Source organism: Arthrobacter sp. R3-55 (assembly GCF_054161505.1).
Window position 1 is genome coordinate 3,760,384 of the sequence record NZ_CP096423.1, and the last position, 15,167, is coordinate 3,775,550.

Sequence of the window (15,167 nt, forward strand, 5' to 3'; positions counted from 1 at the left end):
CTAGTATCCACACCATGGGCATCCGCATCGGCACCTCGGGCTGGAGCTACGATCACTGGGAGAACGTGCTCTATCCCCCGGCCCTGCCTGCATCCAAGCGCCTGGACCACTACACGGCGCGATTCAGCACCGTGGAGCTGAATGCGAGTTTTTACCGTTGGCCCCGGGACACGACGTTCGCCGGCTGGCGGGAACGTCTTCCGGCCGGTTTTGCGATGTCGGTGAAGGCACCCCGCGGACTCACGCATGCGAAGAAGCTCTACAGCCCCGAGGTCTGGGTGGAAAGGATAACCCGCTGCTGGCATGAGCTCGGAGACAAGAGGGCTGTTCTGCTGGTGCAGCTCCCGCCCGGTTTCGCACGTGACGATGCAAGGCTCGACTACTTCCTGGCAGCCCTGCCCCCTTGGGTCCGTGTCGCCGTCGAGTTCCGGCACGACACTTGGGACCACCCGGAGGTGTACGCGCTGCTTGAGCGGCACGGGGCCGCCTACTGCATCATGAGTGGCGCCAATCTGCCCTGCATCCTCCGCGCCACGCCACCGTTCGTGTACCTGCGGATGCACGGTCCGGACCATCAGCACCTGTACGCCGGCTCCTACTCCGATGCGGATCTTCGGTGGTGGGCGGACCGCATCCGGGAGTGGGACGGCTCCGGCAAGGACGTGTACGTCTATTTCAACAACGACGGCGGCGGTAACGCCGTGCGGAATGCTGACACTTTACGGTGGCTGCTGGGAGTCAACTGATGTCCCGCCCCCCCCCGGGCAGGGCCTGTTGGCCCCGGGGGGCTAGTGGTCAGCCCAAGCGTCCGCGCACGATTTCACTGACCGTTTTGCCGTCAAAGCGCCCCGCGACCTTTGCTGTAACGGGCTTCATGACCGCTCCAATGGAACGCATGGAAAGCTCTTGCCCATCGGCCTTCAGCGCAGCGACGGCTTCATCCACAATGGCTTCCACTTCTTCGCGCGTCAGCGCCTTCGGGAGGTAAGCCTCGATGATCTCCGCTTCGGCCACCTCAGCCGCTGCCCGGTCGGACTCCCCGGCTTCGGTATAGATACGGGCCGTGTCGCGACGCTTGGTAGCCTCCTTCTGCAGCAGCGAGGTGACCTGTGCGTCGTCGAGCTCTACCGGCGTTTTACCTGATTTTTCACGGGTGGTGATCTCGCCCAGCACGTTGCGTACCGTGGTCAGGGCAACTTTGTTGCCCGCTTTCATGTGGTCAACTACGTCGGCTTTCAGGCGTTCTTTGAGCGTCACGATGTTTCTCCTTGTGTGGGGTTCCTCCTGCTATCTTCCCAGCTCGGCCGCGCGTCCGGGATTGGACACCGGAGCGGGGCCTCCAAGACACACCTTTACTCCCCGGCGCCCCTCGGGCGGAGTGCTTGGACGGCCTTGTTACCGCCGCCAAAATCATGCTTGCGAACAGGATAATAAGCATGCTTAGCTTATTGGGTCGCTGGAAAATGGGGCTTCCCGGGAAGCCAGCTGACCCGCCCATCGCACCAAAGAGCCATGGCCCTTAGGAGGGACTCCCATGCCACTTTCAGAAAGGGAGCGCAAAGCCCTGGAACAGCTTGAGCGCGAGCTCTTCATCCAAGACCCCGAGCTGGCCCGGCAATTGGAATCAGGTGTCCCCGTTCGCGGTCCGGTTCAACCCCGCATCCGGGATGTCATGGCCGCCGCCGTCGGAGTCATGGTGATCCTGCTGGCCATTCCGTTTAACATATTTCCGCTGGCCCTGGCCGGCGTCCTCTTGACAGTCCACGCACTGTTGGCCCATCGCAGCTACAAAAACGAAGCTTCGTCAAGACTCCGGTGAAACCGCCGGGCCTGGTGAATCCTGTTCCGGCGGCTCCTTCTCAACTGGTCCGCTGACCACAACCTGCGCGGGACTGTGGAGGAGGTACCCATTGAGCCAGGAGAACAAGGCGCGGATCTTCTGTTGCAGTCCGGACAACAAGGCCAAGTGCACCAAGAGCCAGGACAGGAAGGCAAGGATGCCTTGCAACTGAAGGCGCTTGCGGCCCAACTCTGCCACTGCGGCGCCGCGGCCAACCATCGCCATATAACCTTTGTCCACGTAGCGGAATGGAGTCCGCCCCTCCCCGCCGAGGTCCGCGAGGATGTTCTTGGCCGCCCATTTCCCAGCCTGTTGAGCTACGGAACCCAGCTGGGGCAGCTTTGCCCCCGTGGAATCCGTGATGTTTGCTGCATCGCCAATGACATAGACGCCGTCCACGTCAGGAGCAGTCAGGTCAGGAAGGACGTCAACGCGGCCCCCTCTCCCCTGGGCAAGGCCGGAGCCGGCAATGAGGTCGCCCGCTTTGAGGCCCCCGGCCCACACCACAATTTGTCCAGGCACGGAACTGCCGTCCGCCAAAGTCACCCCGTCCGGCCGGACCTCGGTAACGCCCACTCCCATATGAAGTTGGACGCCCACCTTCTTCAAATGATCGGTGGCATAGCTCTGGGACTTGGCGGAGAACATATTCAGGACGCTGGGAACCATGTCCACCAAATGCACCCGGCACCGTGCCGCGAGCTCGGGCGAGAAATATTTGCTCACCACGTATTTGACGTTTTCCGCCATCGCTCCTGCGGTCTCCACACCGGTGGGTCCGCCTCCCACCACCACAACATCCACCGAACCGTCAGGGTTTCTGTCGGCTTGGTCCAGAAGCCTGGTGAGGCCGGTGCCAAGTCGTGTGGCGTCAGTGACGGAGTACAGCGGGAACGCCAGCTCTTCGGCACCTGGAGTATTGAAGAAGTTCGGAACCGCCCCTACTGCGATCACCAGAGTATCTGCGCGCATGGTCCGGCCATCCGAGGTGGTGACCAGCCGCTCTGCCGCACTGACAGACTCGACCTTGGCTGTCAGGACTTTGACCGTTTTGTAGCGGCGGAAAACCGAACGCAGCGGGCGGGCAATGGCGGAGACACCTATTTGGGACGTCGCCACTTGGTACAGGAGCGGCTGGAACTGGTGGTAATTGTTCGAATCGATCAGCAGGACCCGCACGCCTTTGCGCCCCAGTTCCTTGGCTGCGGCTACGCCCGCAAATCCGGCACCGACAATGATGACTTGGTATGAGTCCTCCATGCGAGCAACTTACTTCACTCCCCGTCCGGGCAAAAGGGGTTGTGGCTTACGCTCATGCGTTTACCATCTGGCCCGGTGGGTACGCAGTGGGTAGTGTTCTGCATTCGGCAACGCACGCGGAGGAGTGATCTTTGTGAATGAGGACGGGCTGACGGAGGCAGTGCAGGAGGCCGGTGCCGTAGAGCTGCTGTTGATCCGGCACGGTGAGAGCGAAGGCAACGTCGCTGCCACGGAGGCACGCCTGGCCGGGGCGGAAGTTATCCAGGTTCCGGCCCGGGATGCCGACGTGAACTTGTCCGGCACGGGCCAGGAGCAGGCGAAAGCACTGGGAACGGCATTGGCACGGATCGCAGAAGAGTTCCGCCCGGACGCCGTAGTGTCCTCCCCTTATGCCCGTGCCAGACAGACAGCGGAAATCGCCGTTGAGGCGGCCGGCTGGCCGATAAAAATCCGCAGCGACGAACGCCTCAGGGACAGGGAACTGGGGATCTTGGACCGACTGACACGCTTGGGCGTTGAAAGGCGGTACCCGGATGAAGCCGAGCGGCGTCTTTGGCTCGGCAAACTCTACTACCGGCCGCCTGGTGGTGAGTCCTGGGCCGATGTTGCCCTCCGCCTGCGGTCAGTCCTGGACGAGCTCAACACCCTCGGCAGGGGGCACCGGGTGATGCTGGTCTGCCACGATGCCGTCATCCTGCTGGTCCGCTATGTGCTGGAAGGGATGTCCGAGGACCAAATACTGGACCTTGCTGCGAGCACGTCGGTGCTGAATGCGTCCATTACCCGTTATGTACGGCCCACGGGCGCCGGCCCATGGGAACTGGAGAGCTTCAATGTGGCCGACCATCTGAGCGAGCAGGGAGTGGCCGTGACCGAACATGCAGGAGACGCCAGTGTCCACCCGCAGTGATTCGAGCGCTCCGGTTCTGGTGACGCCCTCCCTTCTCCGGGACTGGCCTTTGCCGGCACCGGGCGAGGACAAATACTCGCGCGGAGCCGTTCTGGTCATCGGAGGGGCCCGGACCACTCCCGGCGCGGCGCTGCTGGCCGGCACCGCAGCGCTCCGTGCCGGAGCCGGGAAAATAACCCTGGCAGTTGCCGAGTCCGTCGCCGCTCAACTCGGCGTGGCACTGCCTGAATGCGGCGCCATAGGCTTGCCGGAAAACACCAATGGCTCCGTGACCGGCGACGGCCTGGACCGTGTTGCCCGCAACCTGGAGAAAGCGGATGCCGTCCTGATCGGGCCGGGCCTGGACGACGTCGACCTCGCTGAGGCACTGCTGCGGGCGTTGCTGGAGCGGGAGCAATCCGACGGCGGTGCCGGCGCCGCGGGAGGTCCCGCCGTCGTGCTTGATGCTTTTGCCCTCGGAGTACTGGTGAACATCGAGGAAGAGCTCGAACCGTGGCGGGGACGGTTGATCCTGACCCCCAATCCAACCGAAACAGGAATCCTGCTTGGCCGTGACGTGGAGGACCTCGAACGCGATGTTGCCGCTGTGGCTGATCGCTTCGATGCCGTGGTGAGCTGCCAGGGCGTGATTGCCGGGCCATCGGGCGGCGGCAGCGGGAACCTCTGGAAGATCACCACCGGGTACGGCGGGCTGGGAACGTCCGGCAGCGGGGACGTTCTCACAGGCGGCGTCGCCGGGCTGCGGGCGCGGGGAACCAGCGATGCGCAGGCAGCCTGCTGGGGCACCCACCTCCACGCCGCGGCAGCGGACCGCTTGGCCAGCAAGCTCGGCCCCTTGGGATTCCTGGCACGCGAACTGGCCGATGAACTGCCGGCGCTGATGCTGGAACTCAACACCTGAAACCGGCACAGGCACCTAGGCGGGCTTCAGCAAGCCATGCTCGACGACAGCGGAACGGGACAGCGTTTTGTAGCCCTCCTGCTCGAACAGGACTGTGATGACATCATCCTCGTGGCGCATCACCAGGCCCGGCCCCCATTCCTTGTGCACCACAGTGGACTGGAGGGGAAACGGCTCAACTGCGTTGGATGCAGGCGCTTGCTGCGTTTGGTCCGGAGCGTTTTGGTGTTGCGCGTCGGCGCATGAGTCGCAGTTTCCGCAGGGCTCCGGCATGTCCTCACCGAAATAGCCGAGCAGGAACTGACGGCGGCAACTGTCCGTCTCCGCATAGGCGCGCATCATGGTCAGCCGCGACTGTTCCACGCGCTGCCGGGCCTCGGCGCGTTCGACGGCGCGCCGCACCAGGGTGGACAACCTGGCTTTTGAATCAAGCCGCGTTCCGCGCTTGCCCGTGCTGACGGCGCCCGCTTCTTCCAGCTGGTTGACCAGTGCGGTAATCCTCCGGGCGGGGAGGCCCGTGAGCTCCGTCAACGCAGTCTTCGGAGCAGGAGCACCGGCATTCTTGACGACTTTCAACACGGACATCAGCGCGTCAGCGTCCGGGGCATGGGTGCTGAAGAACTTGCGCAGCCCCAGGTCCTCGGCACGGTAGTGCAAGATCGCTTCCGCTGGTTCGCCGTCGCGGCCGGCCCGGCCGATCTCCTGGTAGTAGGAGTCCAATGACTCGGGAATGTCGGCATGCACCACGAACCGCACATTGGGTTTATCGATCCCCATGCCGAACGCCGTAGTGGCAACCACTACGTCCAGCTGGTCATCCATGAATGCCTCATGGATGGCCTCCCGGTCCTTGTCCGACCTGCCTGCGTGATACGCCTCCGCACGGAGCCCGGCATCGGCCAGTTTGGCCGCGTACTTTTCGCTGTCCTTGCGGGTGGCAACATACAGCAGCCCCACACCCTGGGCCTTGGCCAGTGAGGCTACGTGTTCCAGCACGGCTTTTCGCTTGGCTTTGTCTTCCTGGTGCCGGACCACATCGAGGCTGATGTTCGGCCGGTCGAAGCCGCGGATCAGCACCAGCGGCTCTTTCATGCCGAGCCGTTCCACAATCTCATCGCGCACCGGCGGGGAGGCGGTGGCCGTCAACGCAACCACCGGAGGATTGCCCAGCTGCTCACGGACTGTGCCCAAGCCGAGGTAGTCGGGGCGGAAGTCATGGCCCCAGGAGGAGACACAGTGCGCCTCATCCACCACGAACATAGTGATATCGAGGCCGGCGATCCGGTCTACGGTGGCCTGCTTGGCCAGTTGCTCCGGGGCGAGGAAAAGGAACACGGCCTTGCCGGATTCGGCCGCCTCCCAAGCCGCTTCCACCTCCGAATCGCTGCGGGAAGAGTTGATCGCAACAGCCGCATGGGCGCCCAGGTCCTCGGTGAGCCCGTCAAGCTGGTCTTCCTGCAAGGCAATGAGAGGTGAAACTACGACGGCGGGGCGTCCCGTTTGATGGAAAAGGTGCAGGGCCGCCACCTGATAGGTGGCGGATTTGCCGTATCCGGTGGGCATGACGGCCAGGACGTCACGGCCCTCGACAAGGGCGCTCATGCCTGCGAGTTGGCCATCGCGCAATGCAGGGAGGGAAAAAGAAGACGCCGCGAGGGCGCTCAGGGCAAGGTCATCAGACATTCGTAGGGTGGCTCCGCATAGAGATTCCTGCGGCCACTTGCATCAGCCGTGATGACCAGCCTATCTGAGGCGGGGACCCGCCGTCGTGCGCTTCCTGACCGCTGTGGATAACCTCCTATTGCCCGCTGCCTAGTGGCGAACCTGGTACTTCAGGTGGGTCACCCGGGCGCCCGGAACCACTACGGGGTCCTCAAGCAAGAGCTCGCCGCCACGTTCTCCGAACAGCCGGATACCGTTTCCGAGCAGCACCGGAACCAGGTCCACTCGGACCTCATCCACCACTCCGCGCCTCAAGCACTGTTGAAAGACGTCGGCACCGGCAACCCCGATCTCCCCTCCAGCTGCGAGTCCGGCAGCACGTTCCAAGGCCGTTTCCAGGTCACCGGCAAACTCGAAGGGCACGGGCAACCCGTCCCTTCTGGCCGGCGGCCAATCCCCCGGCGGTTCGCTGTGCGTAAGCACCACGGTGGGTGATTCGTTGGGTGGGTGCCCTCCCCAGCCTTTGGTGATGTCGAACAGCCTCCGGCCCGAGATAAACGCTCCCTCGCGTGGAAGCGAGTTCCAGTAGGCTGCATCGGCCTCGCTGAGATGGAACGGTACGGGGTGGCCCGGCATCCAGGTTTCGACCTCCCCTGCCTCGTACCAGTCAAACAAGGGGCCCACATTGTCATCATCGCTGGCAATGAAGCCGTCCAGCGACATCGAGAACTGGGCCGAGACCCGGCGATTCCTGTACATCCCTTCAGTCTGTTGGGCGCGCGCGGCTTGTCAAGGTGAGAACGTCAACCGTGCTCAAAGAACGACGGCGGACGCTTCCGCCCGCTGTTGCGCCGCCGTCGTTCTTTCCAGCTTTAAGTGCAGCCTTAGATGGGATTCCCGAACTCGCGGATGGTGATTCCGGTGAAGTTGGCCGGACCGCCGTCAGCATAGAGTGAGATACCCGTATCCCCGGCAGCAAAGTGCACCTGCTGGGACACCACCGAGTGCCCGGAATTTACAAACACCTCAACACTTTGGGTGTCTACGAAAATCCGCAGATGGACGGATCCGGCGTTGGCGTCGATGGGCGCGGCGGCGCGGGTGTAAGGGGCCAGCGCGTAGCCGCTTTGGTCCGACGGTGCGCGATCGACGTACAGCTCGTCGCCGTATTTGCCGATGTTCGTGTGGCGGCTGCCATCGGACGAGCGGCCCACTGACACTCCAACGTTCGCTGCCGTGTCCCATGAGATATCGAGCTCCAGCTCATACGCCCGCCCGCTCCACGGCAGCACAAAGCTGCCGTTTACCGTGCGGTCCGGAAGGGTGGTGCTGGACGTGGCATAGTTCGCAAGGGCAGGAACAGGGGTGCTGAGCAAGGTGTACCAGCCGCCCGGCTGGCGCTCAAGCCTGAGCTCGCGCGTGATGGAATTCTGTCCGTTGTAACCATCGGATGCATCCGTGGGCACGTTGCGGGCTGCGTATTTCCAGTTGTTCATCCACGCGGTGGCAAGGCGCTTTGTCTCAGGTGCTTCCACAGCCGGCCAGGTCACGGCGGCATACCAGTCCCATCCCCAGTCAAGCCATTGCGGTGTGAGGTTGTCCGCGATGAACGCTGTGCCGTTCCATGAACCTGTCCAGTAAGCAAAGGTCATGGGCAAACCGATGCTATAGGCGTCCATGCTTGCGCCGAACACCCAATGCCGGGTTCCGTCTCCTGCGGTCATCTCGAACAGATCCGGGCATTCGATGCCGCCGAGGGCGTGGTTGGGGTAGTCGAAGTTGGATTTCCATTGCCAATCGCGCAGGTTGGGCGAGGTGTAGAAGGCAGCGTAGCGTGCCCTGCCGATGACACAAACCCACTCGCTGCGCGTCGCATCCCAGTGAACCTTGGGGTCACGGAACCATTCTGCGTTCTCCACCTCGGCGGGGGTGGTGGCCGTCCGTCCATCAGTGTTCACAATGACCGCGTCAGGCAATGCGGTGAAGGTATAGCCGCCATCCGTGGACCAGTAAAGGTATTGTTCCTGGAACTTTCGGATGCCGTCCGTGGGTTGGGTGGCGAGCGCGATCACTGCGCCGGCACCGAAGCCGGCGGTGTTTGCGGTGTCCACTACTGCCGATCCCGACCACACGGGGAAATCCGGTTGCAGTGGCATCACCGCTCCATGGTGGGTGTAGGACACTGCGTCGCTGGTAGTCGCGTGGTCCCATCCGCCGGGTCCGTTGTTCTGGCCGGAGTGGAGGTAGTAGAGCTGGTAGGCGCCATTGGTGTGAACGGGACGCTGCGGATCGCACAGCCAGCCAGAGGGCGGAGTCATGTGATAAATCGCCCGGAGGGATGTCCGGGCGTGGGCAGCCACGGGGATGGCGCTGCTCATGAACAGTGCCAGGGCACCAACTCCTGCACCTTGAAGCGCAGTGCGGCGAGAGATGTCATACGTCATTGATTCGTTTCCTCTCAGTGTTTGGCGGGCGCGACGGCACGCCAAACGTCATGGTGATGAGTGTGCAGGGCCGTCGGGAAAGGTCCCGGGCAGCCTGGAACTGCACGTCGGATGGAGAGCTGGATCGGTACTCATTGCCGGGTCCGGACGGCTCAGCATCGAGCGGTCCGGTAAGTCATCGGCTACGCAGGACATTAGTGGCGGACGATTCTCCGGTCAAGCGTTTTAGCACCCTAAACTTGCTCGAAAATAAAAATTGCTAAAACGCTTGATCGCAGAAGACTTCCGGGCTAACTTACGAATGGTCAAACGCTTTAGCAGAACGGACATCAACGCAGATGAAACGCCCAGTCTTCTTCCAACCCGCCGACGGATGGGTTGGGGACCTTATCCCCTACGAGAAGGACGGGGAGTTCTGGCTCTTCTATCTTCACGAAGACCGCTCAGACCCAAAGCCCGGAACGTCCTGGAACCTCGTCACCACCAAGGACCTCACACAGTTTGAGAACCATGGCGTCTCACTGCACCATGGCAGCGAAACCGACATGGACTTCAACGCCTACACCGGCAGCGTGGTGGCGGACGCATCCGGCGTCCACCACCTCTTCTACACCGGTCAGAACCCCCGGAACCTCGGGGCCGACGGCGCTCCGCTCCAGTTGGTCATGCACGCCACCAGTACCGATGGCATGCGGACCTGGCAAAAGCATCCTGAACTGACTTTCGGCGCTCCGGACGGCTACGAGTCCGGTGACTGGCGCGATCCCTTCGTGTTCCGGGATGACGACAAGAAGCAGTGGAGGATGCTGCTGGCAGCCCGCCACTCCACCGGCCCGGAACGCCGCCGCGGCGTGATAGCCCAGTGCGTGTCCACTGACCTGATGACCTGGCAGTACACCGATCCGTTCTGGGATCCACGCCGGTACATCACCCATGAATGCCCGGATGTCTTCGTCTGGGGTGACTGGTGGTACATGGTGTACTCCGAGTTCTCGGAATCGTTCACCACCCGCTACCGCATGGCCAAGAGTCCCGACGGCCCGTGGACTGTGCCGCACCTGGACAGCGTGGACGGCCGCGCCTTTTACGCCTCAAAGTCCGCCGAGCGCGATGGCCGCCGGTTCTTCTTTGGCTGGATCGCCACCAAGGAAAACAACACCGATCATGGGCCGTGGCAGTGGGCCGGCACCATGTCCGTGCTGGAAGCCCGCCAAAACCCGGACGGAACCTTGGGATTCTGCTTCGCGGATGAACTGGTGGAGAGCTTCTGGGATGACGTCCCGGTCTCCCTGACAAGTGCGGTGCCCACCCGGCTCGATGTGCCTGACGGGTACACGGCGCTGGTGTCCGAGGAGGAGCTTCCGGAACAGTTTTACGCCAAGGTGGTGCTGGACATCGCTTCGAACACCACCGAGTGCGGGTTGCTGCTCCGCTCAACCCACGACGGCGACCATTCCTACGTGCTACGCCTGGAACCCAAGCGCGGCCGGCTCGTCTTCGACCGCTGGCCCCGCGCCGTCACCGGCGATGCCCAATGGCAGGTCTCAGGCGATGTCCCGTTCGACGTCGAACTTGAGCGGCCCTGCGACCTCACCCCGGGCGCGCACACCCTTGAAGTGATCGTCGACGGCGACACTTGCGTCGCCGTCGTCGACCGTCAAGTGGCGCTCAGCGCCAGGATGTACGACCTCACTACCGGCAGGATCGGCGTCTTTACCGGCGAGGGAACCGTCACCGTTACCGAACTTGAGATACGACAGCGCACCGACAACTGAATATCCCGCACCCACCCAACCTCTGTTCCAATCAAGGGAGATTGCCGCAATGAAGAAACTACTCCGTGCTGCCGCCATCGCAGCCGCCGCCGCTCTGGCCTTGACAGCCTGTGGCGGCGGAGGAGCTGCTACAGACCCCTCCAACGTCAGCCCCACCGGGGAGATCAAGCCCCGCGAAATCTCGTGGCTCCTGTCCAGACCGGCCGACGGCGCCGTCATCAACATCATGAAGAAGCTCGCCGACGACTACGCCAAGGAACACCCGGGGTTTGCACTGAACCTCATCACCACCCCGGACCGGCCCTCCTACATCCAGAAGCTCGAAACCCTGGCTGCGGCCAACAAGCTCCCCGAGTTGTTTGACACCGATGCCACTCCGTTCGCCCAGCAGCTGGCCAAGCAGGGCAAGATGGTGGAGGCCGACAAGCTGCTGAAGTCGCTGGACCTCTACGACGACTACCGGCCCGGAGCCCTGGACTATCAGCGCTTCGATGACGGATCCCTCTACATGATCCCGTTCCAGTTCGAGCTGGAATTCATCTGGTATAACAAGGCCCTGCTCCAAAAAGCGGGCGTGGCCGTCCCGCAGTCCTTGGACGACATCCCGGCGATGTGCACGGCCCTTCGCAACGCAGGAATCACGCCGATCGCCATCGACGGGCAGGACCAGTGGCCGCTGGAACGCTACGTCGCGTACCAGCCGTTCCGGGCTGCAGGGCCGGACTTCGTCCAGAAACTGAAGAAGGGTGAAGCTGCCTTCAGCGATCCCGCCGGCCAGAAGACCGTTCAATGGATGGCCGAGCTAGGGAAGGCCAAGTGCTTCCAGGAAGGCTTCTCCGCCCAGGGCTACTCGGACGCGCAGAACCAGTTCACCTCCGGCCAAGCCGCGATGTACAACATCGGCACGTGGGAACTTCCCAGCCTCGCCACCGACAAACTCAACCCTGACGTCCGGGACGACATCGACTTCTTCACCCTTCCCACAACGTCGGGTTCCGTGACGGCGGCCAACGAGTTCGTTTCCCCCTCCGGCATCGGCATGGCAGTGAACTCGAAAACGTATGATCCCCTGGTCAGCGACTTCCTGAAGTTCGCGTTGCAGAAGTACCCGGCTGAATACGCTGCCACCGGGGCGCTCTCCCCCACCACCACCGTGGAAACCACCGTCCCCGCGAACGCCACGCCGCTGTACAAGAAGGCCCTCGAAACGGCCAACACCCTCGGGGAAAAGCAGGCCATGCCGTGGGACACCCAGCTGGACCCCACCACCAACGGCCGCCTGCAGCAAGAGCTGGTCCTCCTGGTCCAGGGCAACATCACGCCTGAACAATTCACCAAGACCATGGACGACGCCATCAAGCAGAACGCGCCCAAGTTCTTCAAGTAAACCGAAACGGCGGGGGCCGGCAAGGCCCCCGCCCGAAAGGCCCACCATGCTTCCCAACAGGTCAAGGACCTCAGTCCTGGTTTTCCTGCTCCCACCCCTGCTGCTCTATTGCGCAGCAGTCCTCTTCCCCATACTTCAGTCCCTGGTCTTGAGCTTCTTCTCCTGGAACGGCATCAGCGACATGGAGTTCGTCGGGCTGGCAAACTACGTCAGGATGCTCACCGCTGACGACATCTTCTGGCGTTCCTTCTTCAACGCCTTGATCTACCTGGCCATTTGCCTGGTCCTGCAACTGGGTGGCGCACTGGTTGTCGCCAGCCTGCTCACGTCCCTGAGCAGGGGACGTGAACTGATCAAGACCCTGTATTTGCTGCCCGCCGTGATCTCAACGGTGGCCATTGCCTTCCTCTTTGTCCGCATCTACTCCATTGATCCAGTCGGCCTGCTGAATCAGCTCCTGCACTGGGTAGGACTGGGTTCCTTGGAGCGGGCCTGGTTGTCCGACGTCAACACTGTCCTGGCCGCAGTCTCCGCCCCTGAAGGATGGCGGTTCACCGGGCTCTACATGCTCATCATTTACGCGGCTTTGATCGCCGTGCCTAAGGAACTCGAAGAAGCCGCGGTCCTGGACGGCGCATCGAAGTGGACGCTCTTCACCAAGATCCGCTTCCCCTACATTCGACCCGTCTGGATTACCACCACCATCATGGCCACCACGTACGGCCTGCGAGGCTTCGACATCCCGTACCTCATGACCAACGGCGGCCCCGGGCAGTCGTCCGAGCTCCTCACCACCTACATGTACAAGACAGCCTTCACCAGCACGGATTTCGGCTACGCAAGCACCATCTCCGTCTTCATCGTGATCGAGTGCCTCATCGCCGTCGGCCTCATCTTGTTCATGCTCAAGCGGAAGGCAGATTAATGATCACCCAGACAGCTCCGTCCCAGCCCGCCCGTGCACGTCCTGCTCCCGTACCTCAGAAGCGACGACGGAGGCCAAGCCTTTACCGGACACTCTCGAGGGTCCTGATCATGCTCATCGTGATCGTCCAGGTCTATCCGCTTGCCTGGCTGTTCGTTACCAGCCTGCGGACCGAACAGGACTTTGCCACCGGAGATCCTTTCGCGCTTCCCAGCTCGTTGACCTGGGAAAACTACGCCCGGGCCTTCGAAACCGGTGACCTCGGACGGAATATCCTGAACAGTTTCATCGTCACCATGGGCGCAAATGTCCTCATTGTCTTGTTCGGCATGATGGCCGCCTATGCCATCCAGGTCCTTGGTTTCCGCTTCAGCAGGTTCGTCCGGGGCCTGTTCCTGATCGGGATCATTGTTCCGGTCCAGATCGCGCTGGTTCCGCTGTTCATCGACTACTCCGCAGTGAACCTGCTGGACACTTACCAGTCGATGATCATCCCACTGGCAGGATTTGCATTGCCTATGTCCATCTACCTTTTCTCATCATTCTTCGAGTACATTCCGCGTGAAACCTATGAGGCAGCGTCCTTGGACGGGGCGGGTCCTTACCGGATCTTCGGGCTGATCACGCTTCCGTTGTCCCTCAATACGGTGGTCACCGTGGTGTTGGTCAACAGCATCTTCATCTGGAACGACTTCATCTTCGCCAACACCTTTGTACTTTCCGAGGACCTCAAGACCATCCCTCTGGGTCTGCAGAACTACATCGGCGCCATGGGCAAGGTTGACTGGACGGCAACCTTCGCCGCCGTCTGCGTGACCATCACACCGTTGCTGCTGGTGTTCCTGGTCCTCAACAAGGCCATGATCCAAGGCCTTGAGAGCGGAGCAAACAAAGGATGACGGCCACGGCAGACGGATATACTCCTGATGGAGGACAGATGATTTCGCAGGAGAGAGAGTCAGGCAACGCGGCCAGCCCCGCCGTTCCTGTCAGAAAAAACCGTGCCCATCCGGTGACCCTCCGCGAAGTGGCTGAACTTGCCGGAGTGTCCACTGCCACCGTCTCCTTGGTCATCAACAAAAAGAAGAATGCCCGGATCGCCGACGAAACCCGTCAACGCGTTACCGAGGCGATCGCCCGGTTGGGTTACCGTCCCAACGCCATGGCCAAAACGTTGGTAAGCGGCACCTCAAAATTCATCGGACTGGTTGCCGACGGCGTGGCCACCACGCCGTTCGCCGGACAAATCATCCACGGTGCTCAAGACGAGGCCTGGAAACATGGCTACGCGCTGCTGATTGCCAACACCGAGGGCAATCACGACCTTGAAAAGGACGCGATTGCCATGATGCTGGAATATAAGGTCCGCGGCATCCTGTACTCCACGTGGTTCCACCGCACCACCGACATCCCTGAGACCCTTCGGGAATCGGACTTCGTCCTGGTCAACTGTTTTTCTCCGGAAGCCGGAGCAGCGCGTGCCGTGGTCCCGGACGAAGCACAGGGTGGACAATCTGCCACGGAGATCCTGCTCCGCGGCGGGCACCGTCGCATCGCTTTCATCAATGCCACCACTCCCGCACCTGCCAGGGACGGCCGGCTCCAGGGATACAAGGACGCACTGAAAGCCGCCGGCATTGCCTTTGACCCGGCGTTGGTTCTGGAGGCCTACCCGGACCAGGAAGGCGGCTACGGCGCTACAGGCGACCTGCTCAAGCTCAAGGTCAGTGCCGTTTATTGCTACAACGACCGCATGGCCATGGGACTCTATGATGGCTTGCGGGAAAACGGCCTCTCCATTCCAGAGGACATTGCCGTGGTGGGTTTCGATAACCAGGAAGTCATCGCAGCCCACCTGCGACCCCCGCTGTCCACAGTGTCGCTGCCGCATTACGAACTCGGCGCTGCGGGTGTGCGTATGCTCCTGGGCCTGGAGGCGGCTCCCCTTGATAAAGCCGTGAAAATCGCCTGCCCGCCGGTTGAACGGGCGTCCGTGGCGGTGCGCTCACCTGCATAGCGGCGCAGCTGTACCCGGGATGACCGAAGTCGTACCTCGTGCGCAT

14 protein-coding genes are annotated in these 15,167 nt (G+C 62.2%); 9 read left to right on the plus strand and 5 right to left on the minus strand.

From position 1 onward, the window contains the following. The first annotated feature begins 14 nt into the window (after positions 1-14). Positions 15-746, plus strand: a complete 732-nt coding sequence (locus M1D51_RS17190) for a DUF72 domain-containing protein (RefSeq protein ID WP_458107358.1) — start codon at positions 15-17, stop codon at positions 744-746. A gap of 49 nt (positions 747-795) precedes the next feature. Here M1D51_RS17190 and M1D51_RS17195 read toward each other — a convergent pair whose 3' ends face one another. Then, positions 796-1,257 (minus strand): GatB/YqeY domain-containing protein, encoded by a 462-nt coding sequence (locus tag M1D51_RS17195; protein WP_458107359.1) that lies wholly within the window; start codon positions 1,255-1,257, stop codon positions 796-798. A 277-nt stretch (positions 1,258-1,534) separates the two neighbouring features. Between M1D51_RS17195 and M1D51_RS17200 the strand changes: the two genes are divergently transcribed. Continuing rightward, positions 1,535-1,819 (plus strand): DUF3040 domain-containing protein, encoded by a 285-nt coding sequence (locus M1D51_RS17200; RefSeq protein ID WP_172325993.1) that lies wholly within the window; start codon positions 1,535-1,537, stop codon positions 1,817-1,819. Here the strand turns inward: M1D51_RS17200 and M1D51_RS17205 are convergent. After that, positions 1,805-3,100: an NAD(P)/FAD-dependent oxidoreductase gene (locus M1D51_RS17205; RefSeq protein WP_458107360.1), complete on the minus strand. Its 1,296-nt coding sequence runs from the start codon at positions 3,098-3,100 to the stop codon at positions 1,805-1,807. The two genes, M1D51_RS17200 and M1D51_RS17205, sit on opposite strands and share 15 nt — an antisense overlap. 124 nt (positions 3,101-3,224) lie before the next feature. Between M1D51_RS17205 and M1D51_RS17210 the strand changes: the two genes are divergently transcribed. Next, positions 3,225-4,010, plus strand: a complete 786-nt coding sequence (locus M1D51_RS17210) for a histidine phosphatase family protein (RefSeq protein WP_172326173.1) — start codon at positions 3,225-3,227, stop codon at positions 4,008-4,010. Further along, complete coding sequence (locus tag M1D51_RS17215; RefSeq protein WP_458107361.1) at positions 3,994-4,911, plus strand: NAD(P)H-hydrate dehydratase; 918 nt, start codon at positions 3,994-3,996, stop codon at positions 4,909-4,911. Before M1D51_RS17210 ends, M1D51_RS17215 begins: the two co-directional genes overlap by 17 nt. Before the next feature lie 15 nt (positions 4,912-4,926). Here M1D51_RS17215 and M1D51_RS17220 read toward each other — a convergent pair whose 3' ends face one another. From M1D51_RS17220 to M1D51_RS17230, 3 genes are all read right to left on the minus strand, one after another. After that, a complete protein-coding gene (locus tag M1D51_RS17220; RefSeq protein ID WP_458107362.1) occupies positions 4,927-6,594 on the minus strand; it encodes a RecQ family ATP-dependent DNA helicase in 1,668 nt (555 codons plus the stop codon). A 129-nt stretch (positions 6,595-6,723) separates the two neighbouring features. Then, on the minus strand, positions 6,724-7,332 hold the full coding sequence (locus M1D51_RS17225) for a dihydrofolate reductase family protein (RefSeq protein ID WP_458107363.1): 609 nt from the start codon (positions 7,330-7,332) through the stop codon (positions 6,724-6,726). 125 nt (positions 7,333-7,457) lie between these two features. Beyond that, positions 7,458-9,017 carry a glycoside hydrolase family 32 protein gene (locus M1D51_RS17230; RefSeq protein ID WP_458107364.1) on the minus strand — a complete coding sequence of 520 codons (1,560 nt, stop codon included), beginning with the start codon at positions 9,015-9,017 and terminating at the stop codon, positions 7,458-7,460. Positions 9,018-9,355: 338 nt separating this feature from the next. Here M1D51_RS17230 and M1D51_RS17235 point away from each other — a divergent pair, with 338 nt between their 5' ends. From M1D51_RS17235 to M1D51_RS17255, 5 genes are read left to right on the plus strand one after another with little or no spacing between them, the layout of a single operon-like run. Continuing rightward, positions 9,356-10,792 carry a family 43 glycosylhydrolase gene (locus M1D51_RS17235; RefSeq protein ID WP_458107365.1) on the plus strand — a complete coding sequence of 479 codons (1,437 nt, stop codon included), beginning with the start codon at positions 9,356-9,358 and terminating at the stop codon, positions 10,790-10,792. A gap of 49 nt (positions 10,793-10,841) precedes the next feature. Next, positions 10,842-12,179 (plus strand): ABC transporter substrate-binding protein, encoded by a 1,338-nt coding sequence (locus M1D51_RS17240; RefSeq protein WP_172324449.1) that lies wholly within the window; start codon positions 10,842-10,844, stop codon positions 12,177-12,179. Positions 12,180-12,225: 46 nt separating this feature from the next. Continuing rightward, positions 12,226-13,104, plus strand: coding sequence for a carbohydrate ABC transporter permease (locus M1D51_RS17245; protein ID WP_172324450.1), 879 nt, complete (start codon positions 12,226-12,228; stop codon positions 13,102-13,104). Next, positions 13,104-14,003: a carbohydrate ABC transporter permease gene (locus M1D51_RS17250; RefSeq protein WP_172324451.1), complete on the plus strand. Its 900-nt coding sequence runs from the start codon at positions 13,104-13,106 to the stop codon at positions 14,001-14,003. The genes M1D51_RS17245 and M1D51_RS17250 overlap by 1 nt, the downstream gene beginning before the upstream one ends. Positions 14,004-14,041: 38 nt before the next feature. Next, positions 14,042-15,121 carry a LacI family DNA-binding transcriptional regulator gene (locus tag M1D51_RS17255; protein ID WP_172324452.1) on the plus strand — a complete coding sequence of 360 codons (1,080 nt, stop codon included), beginning with the start codon at positions 14,042-14,044 and terminating at the stop codon, positions 15,119-15,121. The last annotated feature ends 46 nt before the right edge of the window (positions 15,122-15,167 follow it).